The sequence below is a fragment of the Bacillus sp. ISL-75 genome, from assembly GCF_018613095.1.
Genome location: NZ_JAGGQX010000064.1, coordinates 44,368 through 60,907 on the forward strand (window position 1 = coordinate 44,368; position 16,540 = coordinate 60,907).

The window sequence follows — 16,540 nt, forward strand, 5'->3', positions numbered from 1 at the left end:
CATAGATAATGTTTGAAGGAGGATCATCTTGGAACAACAAGGAGTCATTTCAATTGGAGAAGCATTTGTAGATTTTATTTCAATAGACCGAACCAATACCCAATATAAACAACTATTAGGCGGCGCTACTGTTAACGTGGCCGTCGGTATAAGGCGACTCGGTATCCATGCTTATTATTTATGTAAACTTGGAACCGATGAAATTAGTCAATTTGTAGAACAAGAATTTAGGAAAGAAAATATCAATACTTCATTTTCTGTCCACTCGCCGAGTAAAAAGATTTGCGGTGTCTATGTTCATATTAATGCAAGCGGTGAGCGGTATTTCCATACTTACGTCAACGACACTCCAGATGAAGTATTAACTGAAGACGAATTAAGAAAGGGAGTTTTTGAACAGGCGAAGATCTTTTATTTTGGATCAGGAACTCTCTTTCATGAAAAAGCAAAAAAGACAACAGAAGCTGCGCTAAAATATGCCAAAGATTTCAGCAATATGATTGCTTTTGACGCTAATCTTCGTCTAAAGCGCTGGGTAAATGAGCAGCATTGTCGTCAAACTGTTTCTTCTTTCCTTAAATATGCACATCTAGTGAAACTGGCGGAAGATGAGCTGAACTTTTTAACAGAAACAAATTCAATAGAGGCTGGATTAGAAAAAATATCTAAATGGAAGATTCCCTATCTGTTTATAACGATGGGGAGCAAAGGTGCATGTGCTGTGATAAACGGGAACAAAGTTTTCGTTCCTGCTCCAGCGGTAAATGCCATTGATACGACCGGTGCAGGTGATGCATTTATGTCAGCGCTATTGTATTGTTTTCACGAAAAAGGTATGCCGGTTAAACTATCTCAAATAAAAGAGTACCTTCAATTTGCAAATAGAATAGGAGCAGCAGCGACAACAGAAATCGGCTCCCTATCTGCTAACTTTAACAAAAAAATCTGAAGTCTACGATCAAGTTGAAGATAATAAAACGCCACTAGTTGCTGAGTCCGATATTGATATGGACTCAGGCTTTTTATTATTGGATGTTATTAAATGCTATTGTTGATTTTTTTATGGAGTTAAAATGGTAATAATTGGTTCCTTGGCTACAAAAATCTAAAGTGGAGAAAATGAATCCAATGAGGCTTATTGGATACAATAATTTAATAAAAACTCCAAAAATGATTCCAGGAGCACTTATTGTCAACTTCTAATTCAAAAATACCATAAGGAGAGGAACTAGCCTGGTGAGGGAATTATAAATATGAAAAAATAGAAACAGGAATTTGGGAGGTAGTTTATATAGGACTTGGTGGGATTTAAACCCACAAAACACATTGCAACCTTTGTGTAAGGGTTGCAAGTTGCTCTATTCATTGAGCTACAAGTCCTATCTATAATATGTACCAAAAATAAGTTATTATTCCTTAGTTATAACAAATTTTTTTAGTAAACTATACTAATGTTGCGCAGTTAGCAATTTTCAAAATAATGATTAACTATTAGGTCCATCTAATGTATAATATTTTCTACAATGATAGAGAGGAATTACCATGAACTCATATATAAAAGATCAAATTGAAGTGTTTCAAGAAAAAAATCAGAATCGTGGATGCCTATTAGTTAGCTGCCCAGATCAACCTGGAATAGTTGCGGCGATATCAAAGTTTTTGTTTTCCTATAATGCAAATATTATTGAATCCAGTCAGTATTCCACCAATCCTGAGGGTGGCACCTTTTTCATTCGGATTGAATTTGAATGCCCGGGACTAAAGAATAAAGCAAAGGACATGGAGAATCAGTTTGCTGAAATTGTTAAGGAGTTTTCGATGGAATGGAGCTTTACGCATGTTTATCATGTGAAAAAAGCGGCAATCTTTGTATCAAAAGAACTTCATTGTTTGCTCGAGCTTTTGTGGGAATGGCAAAGTGGAGACCTAATGGCTGATATCGCCCTTGTTATCAGTAATCATGAAACAGCAAGAGAGGTTGTCGAAGGACTAAACATCCCGTTTTATTACGTTCCAGCCAATAAAGATATTCGTGGACAAGCCGAAGCAACGCAACTTAAGCTACTAAAAGAGTATGACATTGATTTTGTGGTATTGGCCCGATATATGCAAATCTTGTCCCCGAAATTTGTCGAAGAAAATCCCAACAAAATTATTAATATTCACCACTCCTTTTTACCAGCCTTTGTGGGTGCAAGACCCTATGAGCGTGCTTTTGACCGCGGTGTCAAATTAATCGGAGCTACCTCTCATTATGTGACCAATGACTTGGATGAGGGACCAATTATCGAACAGGATATCAGTCGGGTCGATCATCATGATAATGTGGACAGCCTTAAGAAAATTGGCCGAAGAATTGAAAGAAGCGTATTGGCTCGAGCGGTAAAATGGCATATTGAAGACCGTATTATCGTTCATCAAAATAAAACAATTGTTTTCTAGTAAATCCCTTCGATAGGGATTTTTTTTCTGCCCAATCATTTGATTGGGCTATTTGTGCGAGATTTTAAAAAATGGATTTAATCTATTTTTCCAATCAAAAACTAGGACTATTGGAAAGCGTTGTGAATATACATTTAAAATACTAGGGGGATGAGGAAAATGGAAAATCAAATTAAGATTAACGATAATGGTCCACTAGCTGTAAGTGGGGACTTTCAAATCATGGATGCCGAAGGAAATGAATATCCGAAGAAGGCAAAAGTGTATCTATGCCGTTGTGGACTTTCCAACAAAAAGCCGTTTTGTGATGGATCACATAAGAAAGGCGGATTTGAAAGCAGCCCAAGAGTGACTGACGGAAAGTAATGGTGTCAGGCACCACTCTTTCCAGGGTTCTGTAGCACTTTTGGATTCTGTAGGTGCAGCCAGGATGGGCAAACACATCTTGGGTGTTTTTATTTTATTGAATTTCATAATCCAAGACTGTTTATTGCGGACATGGTGAATAGTTGATAATATATTATCAGGTATGTGTCATCATGAAGTTTGTACGCCAAAGGAATTCAACTTAATAACTAAGTGTATTATGAGAGGCGGTAAATAAAATGACAAAAGGTAATAATGAGAAAATAACGGTAAAAGCAACAGTTCATGCACCAGTAGAAAAAGTGTGGGAATATTGGACAGAGCCAAATCATATAACGAAATGGAACAATGCTTCAGATGACTGGCACACGCCAATTGCTGAAAATGATTTAACGGTTGGCGGGAAATTTCTCACAAGAATGGAAGCAAAAGATGGCAGTTTTGGCTTTGATTTTGGTGGGATTTATGATGAAGTGAAATTAAATGAGGCTATTTCTTATACCATGGGGGATGGAAGAAAAGTTGATATTACTTTTAAAGGTCATGGAAATGAAACCCAGGTAATCGAAACTTTTGATGCAGAAACCACCAATTCAATTGAGATGCAACAAGCAGGATGGCAGGCCATTTTAGATAATTTTAAAAAATATAGCGAGCAATAATCAAATCGAAAAGATTGTTTTCAAGTGAATCCCTTTAATAGGGATTTTTTGGGGAAAATAGAGAGGAGAAAATCAGTTCAAGGCTGATTTTCTCCTTTTTATTTTGTGATGAAGATGAACTCACTTTACTACCTTTGTGCATGCTGTTTCAACAATGACGGGTACCACTCTCAATAAGTCGATAACTCCTAAATTCTAGTTTCTTTGTGGTTTCCAGCTGGATTAATTCTCCATGTTCCAATTGAATCCTCTTTGAAAATAGTGGTCCATCATATACAAAGGTATGATATTCACCGGATTCTCCCATCGGACAAATAGTAGTCTGTTGAACATCCTGTTGGAACGATTCATCTATGATTCTACCAAGCCACGTGTCATCTAATACATCTTCCCGTACGCGGATCACGATTGCTTCATAACCAGAATGGACAAACTTATCCAATGATTGTAAAGAAGCTTCCTTTTTCATCCATAGTGGATACAGGGCATCGACATCTGCAGCGATAGCGACTTTTTCTCCCCATTCCCTGTGTTCATCTAAATATAGATCTCCGTAGGCTATTCCCGTTACATTATATTGATTTTTCAAGGAAAGCACTTCTTCGACAAATTGACTTGTATAGTTTTCGTATGTACATTCGATAAAATGAACAGGTAGGTTTAAAGCTTCACCTTGTAGTTTTATCATTTCTGTTTGCTCTCCATGGCCAAATGTTCGCCCAAGTTCTTTGGGAACAGTTGTAACCAAGCAAACAACCTCAAATCCGTGCGAAATTAAAGTATCTAAGGCCATGCAACAATCCTTTCCACCACTCCAAGATAAAGCTATTCGTTTTTTCAAGATTCATCATCTCCCCTTAATGATATTTTCATATTTGTCATAATGATATTTTATCATAAAGATTAATAACCCGAGCTCGGTGATGGGAATCCAAGTAAAACATTAAGTGATACGTTTTTTCATTATACAATTTTAAATAATTTATTCAAAAAAGTATAAAAATTATCAATCATCTGATATAACTGAATTATCGATAAATTTTACTGGTTTATTATTCATAAATGAATAATTTTTATTTGATTGGAATTCGAGAAGGGAGGGTTATTTGTGAATGATGAAATAAAAGTTTGGAATGAAAATGAAGCCATTCTTCATTCATTGCAAGACGATATTTTAGTGACCGATACAGATGGCATTATTTTGAAGGTGAGTGAAGCAACCGAAGGTATTTATAACATGAAGACAAATGAAATGATCGGCCGATCCGTTTATGAACTTGAAAAAGAAGGGGTTTTTACACCGATTTTGACGCCGTTAGTCATTAAAGAAAAAAAGAAAATTACCCTTGTCCAAACAACTAATAATGGCGATAAGTTACTGGTTACGGGGATTCCTGTATTTGATGATAACAAAACGCTCGTCCGAATTGTCAGTTATTCACATGATGTAACAGAGTTACTTAACATGAAAAAATACTTAATTGACATCGAAGACGAAATGGAACGAGTGAAAAGTGAGCTTGAATTGCTGAGAAATCTTCAGTTTGATTCTGATGGGATGATAGCAACCAGTATAGAAATGAAAAAAGTCCTCCAACTCGCATTACAGGTAGCTGAAATCGATGTCAATGTGTTACTGCTGGGCGAAACAGGGGTGGGAAAATCACATATTGCTAAATTTATTCACAAGAGGAGTTCAAGGAGAGATGGACCTTTTATCGAGGTGAACTGTGGGGCCATACCCGAATCCCTTTTTGAGGCAGAGTTTTTTGGTTATGAATCAGGTGCATTTACAGGTGCAAATTCAAAAGGGAAGGTAGGGTTAGCGGAACTTGCTGAAGGTGGGACATTATTTTTAGATGAAATTGGTGAGTTGTCATTAGCAGATCAAGTGAAAATCCTCAAATTTATTCAGGAAAAGCAATTTTATCGTGTCGGTGGAACGAGGCTTCGAACCGTTGATTTCCGTATCCTAGCCGCGACAAATAAAAACTTAGAGAATGCAGTTGAAGAAAAAACCTTTAGACATGACCTCTATTTTCGCTTAAATGTGGTACCCATCACCATTCCGCCATTAAGGAAGCGGTCAACAGATATTATTCCGTTGATTGAACACTTTTTAGCATTTTTTTCAAAAAAGTACGGCCGGGAGCGCAGCCTTGATGAGGGTGTTATCCATCTGTTGTTAACACAAGAGTGGAAGGGAAATGTGCGGGAATTAATCAATTTAATTGAAAGACTGGTAGTCACCTCACCTAAACAGCTGATTGAAATTGAAAACTTACCTAATCAATTTCGAAAGCCTTTTCCTGATGTGACGTCAGTTGAAGAAACCAATCGCTCCTTGAATGAAATTCTTGAAAGCGTTGAAAAGCAAGTGCTATTAAAAGCTAGAAAACAGTACAAAACAACGATTAACATGGCTAAAGCATTAGGAATCAGTCAACCATCTGTATTTAGAAAACTCAGAAAATATGAAATAGAATAAAGAGTGGCATGAAACTTGCATTATATTTTAGTATTGAGTGGACCAACCAAGGGAGATTTCTTAGCAAGGCTATTCCTTATAAGGAGGGCGATACGAAGGGAAAGCGGTTCTTTATTGCTTATATTTATACAGAAATAATAAACGTAAATATTTTCAAATAACATTATAAGTGTATTTTTATTACTATTTGTGTATATTCAATTGATAATAGAATATTAGGAAAATATATTGACATAAAATTAACAAGTATTTATATTTAAGGAATATTATTCATTTTTAAATGACTTTAGTGGAGAAGGGGTGGATTATGAAAGTAACAGTAGGACCAGCTCAATATATTAGAAATAAGGGGTTATTAGAAGAAGCAGGACCATACATAAAAAACTTCGGAAACTCTGCCGCCCTTATTGGAGGCCATACAAGTAAAGAAATTGTAGAAGTTTCATTACGAAAAAGTTTGTCAGAGCATGGGATTTTATTGAAGCATTCCCTGTGGTATGGAGGAGAATCTTCCGAATCGAATATCGATAGATTAGTAGCAGACTTAAGAGAAGAAAAGATCGATGTCCTCATCGTGGCAGGTGGAGGTAAAGCAATTGATACGGTAAAAGCCGTTGCTTACCGGCTTAACAAACCTTTAGTTGCCATCCCAACAATCGCCGCAACCTGTGCCGCTGCCACACCTATTACCATTCTTTACAGCAATGAAGGTGAATTTCTCGGGATTGAACGAAAGTCAAAAGCTCCTGATTTAGTCTTGGTAGATTCGGAAATTATCTTGGAGGCGCCCGTTCGTTTTTTAATAGCCGGTATTGGCGATACATTGGCTAAATATTTCGAAACGAAATCCTCTGTGAAAAAAGCAACACCAACAGCCTTAAATCAGACGGCCATTGCGATAGCAGGTCAGGTGTACCAAACGTTGCTTCAAATAGGGAAAGAGTCTGTCAATGCTGTAAAAGCACAAACAGTGACAAAAGAATTCGAAAATGTGATAGATACCGTTATTTTAGTCAGTGGCAGTGTAAGTGGGTACGGCGGGGATGATTGCCGGACAGCAGGAGCGCACGCCATCTATTCCGGATTAACGATTTTCCCTGAAGTGCACCAGACCTATCATGGTGAAATTGTTTCCTTTGGTATTCTTGCACAGTTGTGTATGGAGAATACCAGTGATGATGAGTTGAAAACGTTAATAAGTTATTACCAGGAAGTAGGACTTCCTTTTACTTTAAAGCAAATGGGGATAACAAATTTAACAAATAGTCAGTGGAGAAGGCTTGGTGACATTACCGTTACTATTGAAGATATGGCGAATATGCCATTTGAAGTCACACCAGAAATGGTGATTGAAGCTATCCGCCGAGCAGATGAAATAGGAAATGGGATGTTAACTACTGGTGTTGCTGCACAGTAATGGTTCTTTATTCGTAGGCAGTCCATTTAAAAAAGAGCAACATGGTTGAAAAAACTTGATTCTATGAAGCTAGCTACACGAAAGAGAGATAATTTTTTTAATCAATCAAGGGGGAATTTAGGATGAAAAAATGGTTATTAGTTGTTTGCTCGTTGATGTTGTTATTCGTGTTAGCGGCATGTGGAAAAAAGGACGCGGCAAGTACTGCAGAAAATGGGAAGTCGTCTGAACCTTTGAGAGTGACATTGCCGACATGGACAGGATATGGCCCATTATTTTTAGCAAAGGAAAAGGGCTTTTTCAAAAAGAATGGTATTGATGTGGATCTTTCCATTGTTGAAGGATTAGGTGAACGTAAACAAGCGTTAGCAAGCGGGAAAATTGACGGGATGGCAACAGCACTGGATGTGCAAGTTTCATTAGCAGCCTCTGAAATCCCAGTTCAAGTTGTTTGGTTATTGGATGATTCATACGGCGGAGATGGCATCCTTGTAAAAAAAGGAATTAATAGTGTGAAAGATTTAAAAGGGAAACAAGTAGCATTTGAAGTTGGTTCAACAAGCCATATGCTAGCACTACAAGCCTTAAAACAAGGCGGATTAACGGAAAAAGATGTGCAAGTTGTCCAAATGTCTGCAGGCGATGCTGGTGCAGCTTTTGCAGCTGGTAAAGTGGATGCAGCCGTAACATGGGAGCCTTGGTTATCAAAAGGAGCACAAGCAAACGGAAAGGTATTGTTAACAACCAAAGATCTATCAGGAATTATTGTTGATACCGTCAGCTTTAAAGAAGATGTCATCAAAAATCGTCCGAAAGATGTGGAAGCTTTTGTAAAAGCTATGGGCGAAGCAATGACTTACTGGAAAGAACATGAAAAGGAAGCCAACGAAATTATGGCGAAAGGTTTAAAAATTGACCTAAAAGAATTTGAAGGAACGGTAACTGGTTTGAAATTCTTTTCAAAAGAGGATAACGTAAAATTATTTGGCACGGAAGGTGCAAAGGGCTCCATTTATCAATCAACAGAAAATGCGATTTCGTTTTACAAGGATCAAAAACTACTTAAAACAGAGCCAAAAGCAGAAGATGTCATCAATCCAACTTTCCAAAAGTAAAGAAGTTTCCTAGCAAAATTATTTTTGGATTCACTTTGATCAGCCTGACTCATGAGTTGTTTTTTCCCTCATCAGTTAGGCTTTTTTTCAAAATAAAACGCATAAGAAAATAGGTGAGAAAAAATGATAGCAAAATTGTTTACTCCTAATAAGGAAATTCCAAAAATGTTTTACACTTCGGCTGGCTTTTTAACATTTATTATTTTTCTATTGATTTGGTCTGTACTCAGTTACGGACAGTTTGTTAATCCTTTATTCTTACCAACTCCATCTGCTGTATTAGCGACAGCCGTCGATATGTTCATTAATGGTGAGATTCTCTCTGATATTGGAATCAGTTTTACAAGGGTTCTTTTCGGGTTTCTAGCTGCTGCCATTATTGGCATACCTCTAGGGATCTTAATGGGATCGCTGCGGATTATGGAGGGAGCATTTGAACCGATCATCGGATTCATTCGCTATATGCCGGCATCCGCCTTCATTCCCTTACTTATTCTTTGGATTGGACTTGGAGAGACCGAAAAAATGAGTGTCATTTTCTTAGGAACGTTTTTTCAGCTGACACTGATGATTATGGACGTTACGAAAAATGTTCAAAATGATTTAGTCGATGTTTCCTATACATTAGGCGCAAAGAAGGCACAGGTGTTCACAAAGGTAATTCTGCCTGCTTCATTACCGGGAATTGTTGATACGCTTCGTATTACATTCGGATGGGCGTGGACATATTTAGTCGTCGCTGAAATCGTTGGTGCATCTAGTGGTTTAGGATATATGATCATGCAGGCATCACGTTTTCTGCAGCCGGATAAAATCATCGTGGGCATTCTAATTATTGGTTTACTGGGGCTGATTACAGATATTCTCTTTAAAGCTATATACAAGGCTTCGTTTTCTTGGATGAGAAAGGATGGTTTCTAGATGGTTACACCTGGATTAAAAGTGAAAGAAGTAGAAGAAATAGTTGTACCAAAACAGAGAGAATCTCTTGTTTTAAAAACGGGTACCCCAAAGTTAGAAATTAAAGAGGTAGGGAAAGTCTTTAAAACAAAAAAAGGTGAAACAACCGCATTAGAAAAAACCTCCTTTTCGATTGAGGAAGGGGAATTTGTCACCATTTTAGGACCTTCAGGTTGTGGTAAATCCACCGTGTTACGGATTGTCGCAGGTTTAGAAGATGCAACGTCAGGAAAAGTTCTTCTTGATGGGCAGGAAATCAATGGACCTGGACCTGATCGAGGTATGGTGTTTCAATCGTACACTTTATTTCCATGGTTATCTGTCAAAGAGAATATTACCTTTGGACTAAAGCTAAAGGGTGTTTCTCAAAAAGAACGAGACGATATTGCAGGCCATTACTTACAATTAATCGGATTGGAAGGATTTGAAAATCATTTCCCGATCCAATTATCCGGCGGGATGAAACAACGTGTTGCGATTGCACGGGCGCTGGCAAACGATCCGAAAATATTATTAATGGATGAGCCATTTGGAGCATTGGACGCCCAAACTAGAAACATTATGCAAGAAGTGCTCCTGAAAGCATGGGAAGAGTCCAAAAAGACGATTTTATTTATTACGCATGATGTCGATGAATCGATCTTTTTAGCAGATTCCGTTTATGTGATGACTGCAAGACCAGGTCGTTTAAAGAAAAAGATCCCTATAACACTAGAGAGACCTAGAGATTTTGGTGTAAAAGCTACACTCGAGTTTGCCGAATACAAAGAAGAATTATTGTCGCTGATTCGAGATGAAAGTTTAAAAGCGATTAAATAACTCACGTCACTAAACTGATAATAATAGAAGAAACCCGTAATTTCGAGAGAAAAGGATTACGAATAGGGAGGTCAAAGTATGGAGAACAAATGGGATCACCTCGTGAAAAATATGCCAAATCTACTTGCACCTAGCATGGCGAAGGACCATCCAAATCTACCAGTTGTTAAAGAGGAAGGCTGCTATTACTTTGGAATGGATGGAAAGAAGTATCTTGATTTTACATCCGGGATAGCCGTAACAAATGTTGGGCATCGTCATCCAAAGGTGGTGCAAGCCATAAAAGATGCAGCAGATGGATTGATGCATGGTCCATCTGGCGTGATAATGTATGAGTCGATTTTACGTTTAGCCGATGAACTGGCCAATATTTTACCCGGAGACCTTGATTGCTTTTTCTTTTCCAATAGTGGGACGGAAGCAATCGAAGGAGCTCTTAAACTAGCAAAATATGTAACGAAACGTCCGTATGTTATTTCCTTTACTGGTTGTTTTCATGGCCGTTCGTTAGGCGCATTAAGTGTGACTACATCTAAAAGCAAATATCGAAAATTCATGCAGCCATCCGGTCTTACCTATCAGGTTCCTTATGCAAATGTAAAAGAATGCCCAGAAGGTCTAGACCCTGAAGCATATGTAATCGAAAAATTAGAAAAAGATTTCGCCTCTTTATTTAGTCATCAAGTAACACCGGAAGAAGTCGCATGTGTGATTTTAGAGCCTGTTCTTGGTGAAGGCGGTTATATTGTTCCAACGAAGGGCTGGTTAAAAAAGGTTCGTGAGATTTGTGATCGCCACAATATCTTATTGATATTTGATGAAGTTCAAACAGGATTTGGCCGTACAGGTCAATGGTTCGCAGCGCAAACCTTTGATGTAACCCCAGATATTATGGCAATTGCTAAAGGAATTGCCAATGGTCTTCCGCTTAGCGCGACGGTCTCTTCCAGTGAATTAATGAAACAATGGCCACTCGGAAGTCATGGGACAACGTTTGGCGGAAATCCAATTGCATGTTCCGTTGCACTAGCTACCTTGGAAGTAATGAAAGAGGAAAACCTACTTGAAAATACTCGAAACATGGGAAGCTATGCCGTTCAGCAGCTAGAACGAATTAAAGAACGTCACCCTGTTATTGGAAGCATCCGTGCTGTGGGCTTAATGATTGGAATTGAGATCATTGACCCTGTGACAGGTGGACCGAATGGGGAAGGATTGTTAAAAATTCTTGACCTCGCGCTTGAAAAAGGTGTTTTATTCTATTTATGCGGAAATCATGGGGAAGTCATTCGCATGATCCCACCGTTAATAGTCACTAAGGAACAAATTGATGAAGGGCTGCAAATGCTTGATGAAGCATTATCGGAGTATGAAGCGACATTGATGCAGCCAGTAAAATAATAATCAGCAAACAGAATGATAAGCGTTGAGATTTTTCTCTCATCGCTTTTTATTTTGTCTTGTATAGGAAAAATAGTTTATTATAAAAATATTATGTAAACTAATATATTTTTAAGAAGAGAAAATTGTACAAGGATATTAGCGAAATAATGGTATACTGTTATTTATTTAGTAGCAACCTTATCGGGCATTGGATGTTAAAATTAATATATCTTATTCCTTTGTGGTTACTTGTTTGGAGTTGAAAATTTTGAGACGTTTATTTGCAAATTGGTATGATTTTTTTATGAATCCGTTGGAGAAAAAGAAGTTTAAGAGGATTCGTAAGGAACTTCTTTCAAAGGCAACAGGAAGTGTCCTAGAATTAGGGTCGGGTACAGGAATTAATTTTCCTTTATATGAATCCTCAGAAAAAGTGACTGCGATTGAACCGAGTCAACATATGATTGAGCGTTCCTTATCGAAACATAAGCAATCACTAGTCCCAATAGAAATCGTGCAGGCAAGTGCAGAAAAACTGCCTTTTGCTGCAGATACTTTCGATACAGTAGTGGCAACACTTGTATTTTGTACGATTCCAAATCCGGATATAGCCATTATAGAGATGAAACGAGTATGTAAGCCTGAAGGTAAAATTCTACTATTTGAGCATGTAAAAATGCAAAATCAGTTTTTATCCACACTCCAGGACTGGTTAACTCCCGCTTGGAAAAAAATCTGTGATGGATGCTGTTTAAATAGGAATACCTTAGACTTACTAATTTCTCATGATATCTCAATAATAAAGGTGCAAAAATATTATCGTGATTTATTTGTTTTTGCTGAAGCCAAAAATAATAAGAAAGCATAGTTTTTTCAAGAGTCTCCATATTGGAAGGCTGGCTCTAATGTTGGCTAAAAACAACATTAGAGCCAGCCAGTCTCGTTTTCTTATCTTTTATTGATTTAACGCTCCTGGGGTCAACCCCCAAAATTTAATCCTTGATTTCAACATTCCCATTGTCATCAATTTCGATAGTTGTATAGCTTTTGAAGACGTCCATGTTGGTGATATCATGTTGAACCACGCTGGCAAAGCTCTCCATGTAAGGCTTATACACCTCAGGGTCTTTGACGAGATGATAAAAATTCACTCTTTTTTCATCTTTCATATCCGTCATCCTCAGTAAAAATCGGTCGCCAAATTGCCCTTTAAACCAACCTCTTGCTTCCTCATGACTATTGAATTTAGGCATTTGGTTAGGATCAATTGTAAGATCTTGATTCATTAACTCGTTCACCTCTTTCCAATATATTGCCTCTTCTAATATTCCCCATTGGCATAAAAATTATTGAGTATTAAAAGTTGAAATAAAAATTCAACGGTCACTTCATTTATATGGTAAATTTAAAGAGTGAGAATCAATATTACCGCTATAAAATAGGCGTAGTTTCTATGAACTAATAGATGAACCAAATGTATGGAGGAAAGGTTTATGGCACTTGTAAAATCAGTCACAATCGATGGCGAGAGTATTCATGTATTTAGAAATGCGGTTTACATCTTTGAATCGAGCTCAGGCTTTACCTTAGAATTGGATCTGATTGTAAGTGAGGTTGTTGTAAAAAAATATAAAACCGTTGAAAATCTAATTGTTGAGATAGAATTTGAAGATGGGAGAATCATAAATTCCATTATGCATGTAAAAATTCTGGCTGGAGGCTTGCCACAACTTAATTTATTCTGTGCACTCGATGATATCCAAGAATATCAAGATTTCGATCGGGTAAACGAAAATGATTCTTGGTTTCCGAATATAGAAGATGGCATTACTATAGAAGAAATAAGAAAAGTCGAAATGCCAAATGAGGATGTTGGTTTAAAACTTAATTTGCCAATCGACCAGGTCGAGTGGTTAAAAAAACAAAAAAAGAAAAGCTTAAATGAAATTTTTCATGAAATGATCTATGAATTTTGGGAAAAACAAGAATCGAAATGATTTTGGTGTAGTCAGCACACTTCCGTCTGAAAGAGGACAGACGGAAGTGTGCTGAAAGCCGTTATAAAATTACTTCATTTTGACAAGGGAAACATCAAAACCCAAACATAGAAAAATAGCAAAGATTGCTGAAAAAATAAGGGCGAGGATAGGTCTTTTAAAATGGATTCGAATGATTAAGAACATAACAATTACGAATAATAGGGACCATAATAAATTCCAATGATGGTGGTAGGTAATCGATCCGCCCTTCACCGCTACATATTCCAAAATAATATAGGCGAATGTAAAAAAGGCGATGTAAAGAGATTTATAGAGGACGCCTTTTCTAAAAGGATATTTGGAAAGGTAAACCCATGTCGAGAGGGGCATTCCAATCAAAGTTAATAACAAAATCGGAATCATAGCAAACTGTACCCCATTTGGTTCCATTTGCCAAAGTTGATATTTATAACAAAGGAGTTCATATAATGACTCTCCAAGGGAAGCAAAAAGCATCGTAGGATAATAGGCCTTCCAATTTCGATCTGCGAACTTAAAGGCAACAATTATCCAAATAACCGCATAAATGATGGCAATCATGAGGTACACTCCTAGAAGTTAATAAATACTATATTTCCCAAAAATAGATAGACCATCCATAGGTGAGTAATAATAAAATTTTTAAATTCAGTTATAAATTCTACAAATCATATAAAGAATTAAGTTCTTTCATCGGTAAAACATCCTTTTCCAAAAAGAAAAAATGGGTTACATTTGTAAGTATGATTCTAAAGGTTTGCATTGGGTGGTGATACCGTGTGACGGAAACAAAAAAGCTCCAAGAGATAGATTTATATAAACCCATTCAGACTTATTTTTTACGTGAAGGGTATGAGGTTTACGGGGAAGTGAAGGACTGCGATATTGTTGCAGTGAAAGATGAAGAGTTAGTTGTCATTGAATTAAAACTCACCTTAAGTGTGGATTTACTAATACAGGCGGCCAAACGGCAGCGGATTACGGATAAAGTTTATGTGGCGATACCGAAACCGAAGCATCGTTTAAATTCTAAACGGTGGACAGAAAAATGCCATTTAATTCGCAGGTTGGAGCTGGGATTGATTGTTGTTTCGAGCCCAGGAAAACGGGGAAGGGCAGAAATTATTTTCGAGCCCACTCCATTTATTCGCCGCAAAAACAAACGCAAGCGAGATTCTATTAGGAAGGAAATTAACGGCCGTAGTGCGGACTATAATGTGGGCGGCAGTAATCGAACCAAGATTATGACAGCTTATAAAGAAAATTGCATCCAAATTGCGTGTTACCTAGAAAATTTGGGTCCATTATCCCCGAAAAAGTTAAATCAATTGGGATCTGGAAAAAATACTTCCTCGGTCCTTACTAAAAACTATTATGGTTGGTTTGAAAGGATCAAACGAGGTATCTATGTAATAACTGAGAAGGGGAAAGAAGAAATCAAGGAATATCCAGAGTTGATAAATTATTATTTAACTAGTTTAGGCGATGACCAGGTTACTTAACTGCTACTACCTAAAAGGCTGCCCCAAAAATTACTTGGGACAGTCTTTTTTACTTTCTATGTTCAAAATATACTTGGGTCGTTCGCGGTCGTGTTTCTTTGAACCATTGATAACAAAAGATAGTGATCAGAATCAAGTCAATGACATCTCCACCATAGTACATAATCAAAGCGCCCGTTTTGGCTTGGGCAACGGGAACTCCCATTGGCGGATGAGCATAAATATATTTTGAAAGAATGCCGTGGCATGCCAAGGCGATGATTAATACGCTCGAACGGAATAGATTACTTGTCCGGTGTGGCTGGGGATCCGTATAAATAAAGGCTGCTGTGAAAAAATAGCCCGCAAGGAATACATGCAGGTGGACTATGATGTGAAGCAGTGCGTTATGTTGCATCGTTTGATATAGGCTAGTTGTATAGAGCACCCAAAGGCCGCCGACATTTAGGAGTGAGGCTACAATAGGATTACTGATGAATCTGATTGGGTTGCTTTTTATAATACGGGATAAGAGCCGTGCTTGCTTTACGTTTAATGTTCGCAGAATTAGTGTCATTGGGGCGGCCAGGACCATAAGAAGCGGTGCCAGCATCCCGAGCAGGAGATGGCCGAGCATATGTGACGTGAAATCTTGATGGGAACGGGCGGCCATAGGTCCTGAAATAGCAGCTAAGGAACAGGACAATCCTCCGATCCACAAGAATATTCGGAAAAACCGCCATGATTTTTCCCGTCGCTTAGATAGAATGACTGCGTAGAGATAGATTACTAATGCCATAATAAACGGCAGAGTTAAAATCAGTTGAGGAACCAATTCATGGATTTCCATTTCAGAACCTTGTTGGATGTGATTATGTATGTGCATTTTCTTTGGAGACTCCTGATGATTTATATCTCTTATTCGTACGAACGAGGAGGACGATGCCTATAATAATCATCAGAACAGAGGTTGTGTACCACACCATGTCGTAGGGTAGGATGTTTACTTGATAGCGTATTTGGTGAAGTCTCATCAGTTTATGTTGGATGGTTCCATCAAATAATTGGAATCCTCCAGCCCCAAGCAATACACTGCCCAACCACCTCGGTAGCAGCCATCCACTACGGCGGCGAAGGTCGGCAACCATAAATAATGATCCAACTGTAGCAAACCAGCTAAACGCATGAAAAAATCCATCGGATACTAGTCCAATCGCAGTCGTAGATTTATCGTAGAAATGATGCCAATGCAGTAATTGATGAAAAATAGTTTCGTCTATAAAAGCGACCAGTCCAATGCCAAACAGAATGCCAGACCAGAGATTTCGACTTGTGTATGCAGGGTAATTCTTGTGATTAGTAATCTTATTTTTTGGTTCCATTTTCTTC

Annotated in this window: 18 protein-coding genes and 1 tRNA gene; 13 read left to right on the forward strand and 6 right to left on the reverse strand. The window is 37.8% G+C overall.

All coding sequences use genetic code 11. The features are described 5' to 3' along the window. Nucleotides 1–28 precede the first annotated feature (28 nt). Entirely contained in the window at nt 29–949 is a 921-nt protein-coding gene (locus tag J7E63_RS24410) for a carbohydrate kinase family protein (RefSeq protein WP_215017308.1), read from the forward strand. Between the two features lie 344 nt (nt 950–1,293). On the opposite strand, the gene J7E63_RS24415 is transcribed toward J7E63_RS24410, so the two are convergent. Further along, nucleotides 1,294–1,380 (reverse strand) — tRNA-OTHER (locus tag J7E63_RS24415). A 162-nt stretch (nt 1,381–1,542) separates the two neighbouring features. Between J7E63_RS24415 and purU the strand changes: the two genes are divergently transcribed. The 3 genes from purU (at nt 1,543) to J7E63_RS24430 (ending at nt 3,470) form a co-directional block, all read left to right on the forward strand. After that, the gene (gene purU, locus J7E63_RS24420) at nt 1,543–2,442 is read left to right on the forward strand and encodes a formyltetrahydrofolate deformylase (RefSeq protein ID WP_215017312.1); all 900 of its coding nucleotides are present in this window, start codon (nt 1,543–1,545) and stop codon (nt 2,440–2,442) included. A 159-nt stretch (nt 2,443–2,601) separates the two neighbouring features. Then, nucleotides 2,602–2,808, forward strand: a complete 207-nt coding sequence (locus J7E63_RS24425; RefSeq protein ID WP_308162005.1) for a CDGSH iron-sulfur domain-containing protein — start codon at nt 2,602–2,604, stop codon at nt 2,806–2,808. A gap of 239 nt (nt 2,809–3,047) precedes the next feature. Then, nucleotides 3,048–3,470, forward strand: a complete 423-nt coding sequence (locus J7E63_RS24430; protein ID WP_215017316.1) for an SRPBCC family protein — start codon at nt 3,048–3,050, stop codon at nt 3,468–3,470. Nucleotides 3,471–3,618: 148 nt separating this feature from the next. Here J7E63_RS24430 and J7E63_RS24435 read toward each other — a convergent pair whose 3' ends face one another. Next, a complete protein-coding gene (locus J7E63_RS24435; protein ID WP_215017318.1) occupies nt 3,619–4,311 on the reverse strand; it encodes a Dph6-related ATP pyrophosphatase in 693 nt (230 codons plus the stop codon). Nucleotides 4,312–4,578: 267 nt separating this feature from the next. On the opposite strand from J7E63_RS24435, the gene J7E63_RS24440 reads away from it, so the two are divergent. The 7 genes from J7E63_RS24440 (at nt 4,579) to J7E63_RS24470 (ending at nt 12,520) form a co-directional block, all read left to right on the forward strand. Then, entirely contained in the window at nt 4,579–5,958 is a 1,380-nt protein-coding gene (locus tag J7E63_RS24440; RefSeq protein ID WP_308162006.1) for a sigma-54 interaction domain-containing protein, read from the forward strand. Nucleotides 5,959–6,265: 307 nt separating this feature from the next. Continuing rightward, complete coding sequence (locus J7E63_RS24445; protein ID WP_215017320.1) at nt 6,266–7,375, forward strand: iron-containing alcohol dehydrogenase family protein; 1,110 nt, start codon at nt 6,266–6,268, stop codon at nt 7,373–7,375. A gap of 122 nt (nt 7,376–7,497) precedes the next feature. Then, nucleotides 7,498–8,490, forward strand: coding sequence for an ABC transporter substrate-binding protein (locus J7E63_RS24450; protein WP_215017322.1), 993 nt, complete (start codon nt 7,498–7,500; stop codon nt 8,488–8,490). A gap of 123 nt (nt 8,491–8,613) precedes the next feature. Beyond that, a complete protein-coding gene (locus J7E63_RS24455) occupies nt 8,614–9,411 on the forward strand; it encodes an ABC transporter permease (RefSeq protein WP_215017324.1) in 798 nt (265 codons plus the stop codon). Then, on the forward strand, nt 9,412–10,269 hold the full coding sequence (locus J7E63_RS24460; RefSeq protein ID WP_215017326.1) for an ABC transporter ATP-binding protein: 858 nt from the start codon (nt 9,412–9,414) through the stop codon (nt 10,267–10,269). Nucleotides 10,270–10,347: 78 nt separating this feature from the next. Beyond that, nucleotides 10,348–11,670, forward strand: a complete 1,323-nt coding sequence (locus J7E63_RS24465) for an aspartate aminotransferase family protein (protein WP_215017328.1) — start codon at nt 10,348–10,350, stop codon at nt 11,668–11,670. A gap of 250 nt (nt 11,671–11,920) precedes the next feature. Then, nucleotides 11,921–12,520 carry a class I SAM-dependent methyltransferase gene (locus tag J7E63_RS24470; protein ID WP_215017330.1) on the forward strand — a complete coding sequence of 200 codons (600 nt, stop codon included), beginning with the start codon at nt 11,921–11,923 and terminating at the stop codon, nt 12,518–12,520. A 124-nt stretch (nt 12,521–12,644) separates the two neighbouring features. Here the strand turns inward: J7E63_RS24470 and J7E63_RS24475 are convergent, their stop codons facing one another. Beyond that, nucleotides 12,645–12,938, reverse strand: coding sequence for a hypothetical protein (locus J7E63_RS24475; RefSeq protein ID WP_215017332.1), 294 nt, complete (start codon nt 12,936–12,938; stop codon nt 12,645–12,647). Nucleotides 12,939–13,145: 207 nt separating this feature from the next. Between J7E63_RS24475 and J7E63_RS24480 the strand changes: the two genes are divergently transcribed. Next, nucleotides 13,146–13,649: a hypothetical protein gene (locus J7E63_RS24480; RefSeq protein ID WP_215017334.1), complete on the forward strand. Its 504-nt coding sequence runs from the start codon at nt 13,146–13,148 to the stop codon at nt 13,647–13,649. 69 nt (nt 13,650–13,718) lie between these two features. On the opposite strand, the gene J7E63_RS24485 is transcribed toward J7E63_RS24480, so the two are convergent. Beyond that, the gene (locus J7E63_RS24485) at nt 13,719–14,231 is read right to left on the reverse strand and encodes a CBO0543 family protein (RefSeq protein WP_215017336.1); all 513 of its coding nucleotides are present in this window, start codon (nt 14,229–14,231) and stop codon (nt 13,719–13,721) included. A gap of 218 nt (nt 14,232–14,449) precedes the next feature. Here J7E63_RS24485 and J7E63_RS24490 point away from each other — a divergent pair, with 218 nt between their 5' ends. Further along, nucleotides 14,450–15,172 carry a DUF2161 domain-containing phosphodiesterase gene (locus J7E63_RS24490; protein ID WP_215017338.1) on the forward strand — a complete coding sequence of 241 codons (723 nt, stop codon included), beginning with the start codon at nt 14,450–14,452 and terminating at the stop codon, nt 15,170–15,172. A gap of 49 nt (nt 15,173–15,221) precedes the next feature. Here J7E63_RS24490 and J7E63_RS24495 read toward each other — a convergent pair whose 3' ends face one another. Together J7E63_RS24495 and J7E63_RS24500 are read right to left on the reverse strand one after the other, a co-directional pair. Beyond that, complete coding sequence (locus J7E63_RS24495) at nt 15,222–16,037, reverse strand: cytochrome c oxidase assembly protein (RefSeq protein ID WP_251033733.1); 816 nt, start codon at nt 16,035–16,037, stop codon at nt 15,222–15,224. Further along, entirely contained in the window at nt 16,024–16,533 is a 510-nt protein-coding gene (locus J7E63_RS24500; RefSeq protein ID WP_215017339.1) for a DUF2243 domain-containing protein, read from the reverse strand. Before J7E63_RS24500 ends, J7E63_RS24495 begins: the two co-directional genes overlap by 14 nt. Between the last annotated feature and the right edge of the window lie 7 nt (nt 16,534–16,540).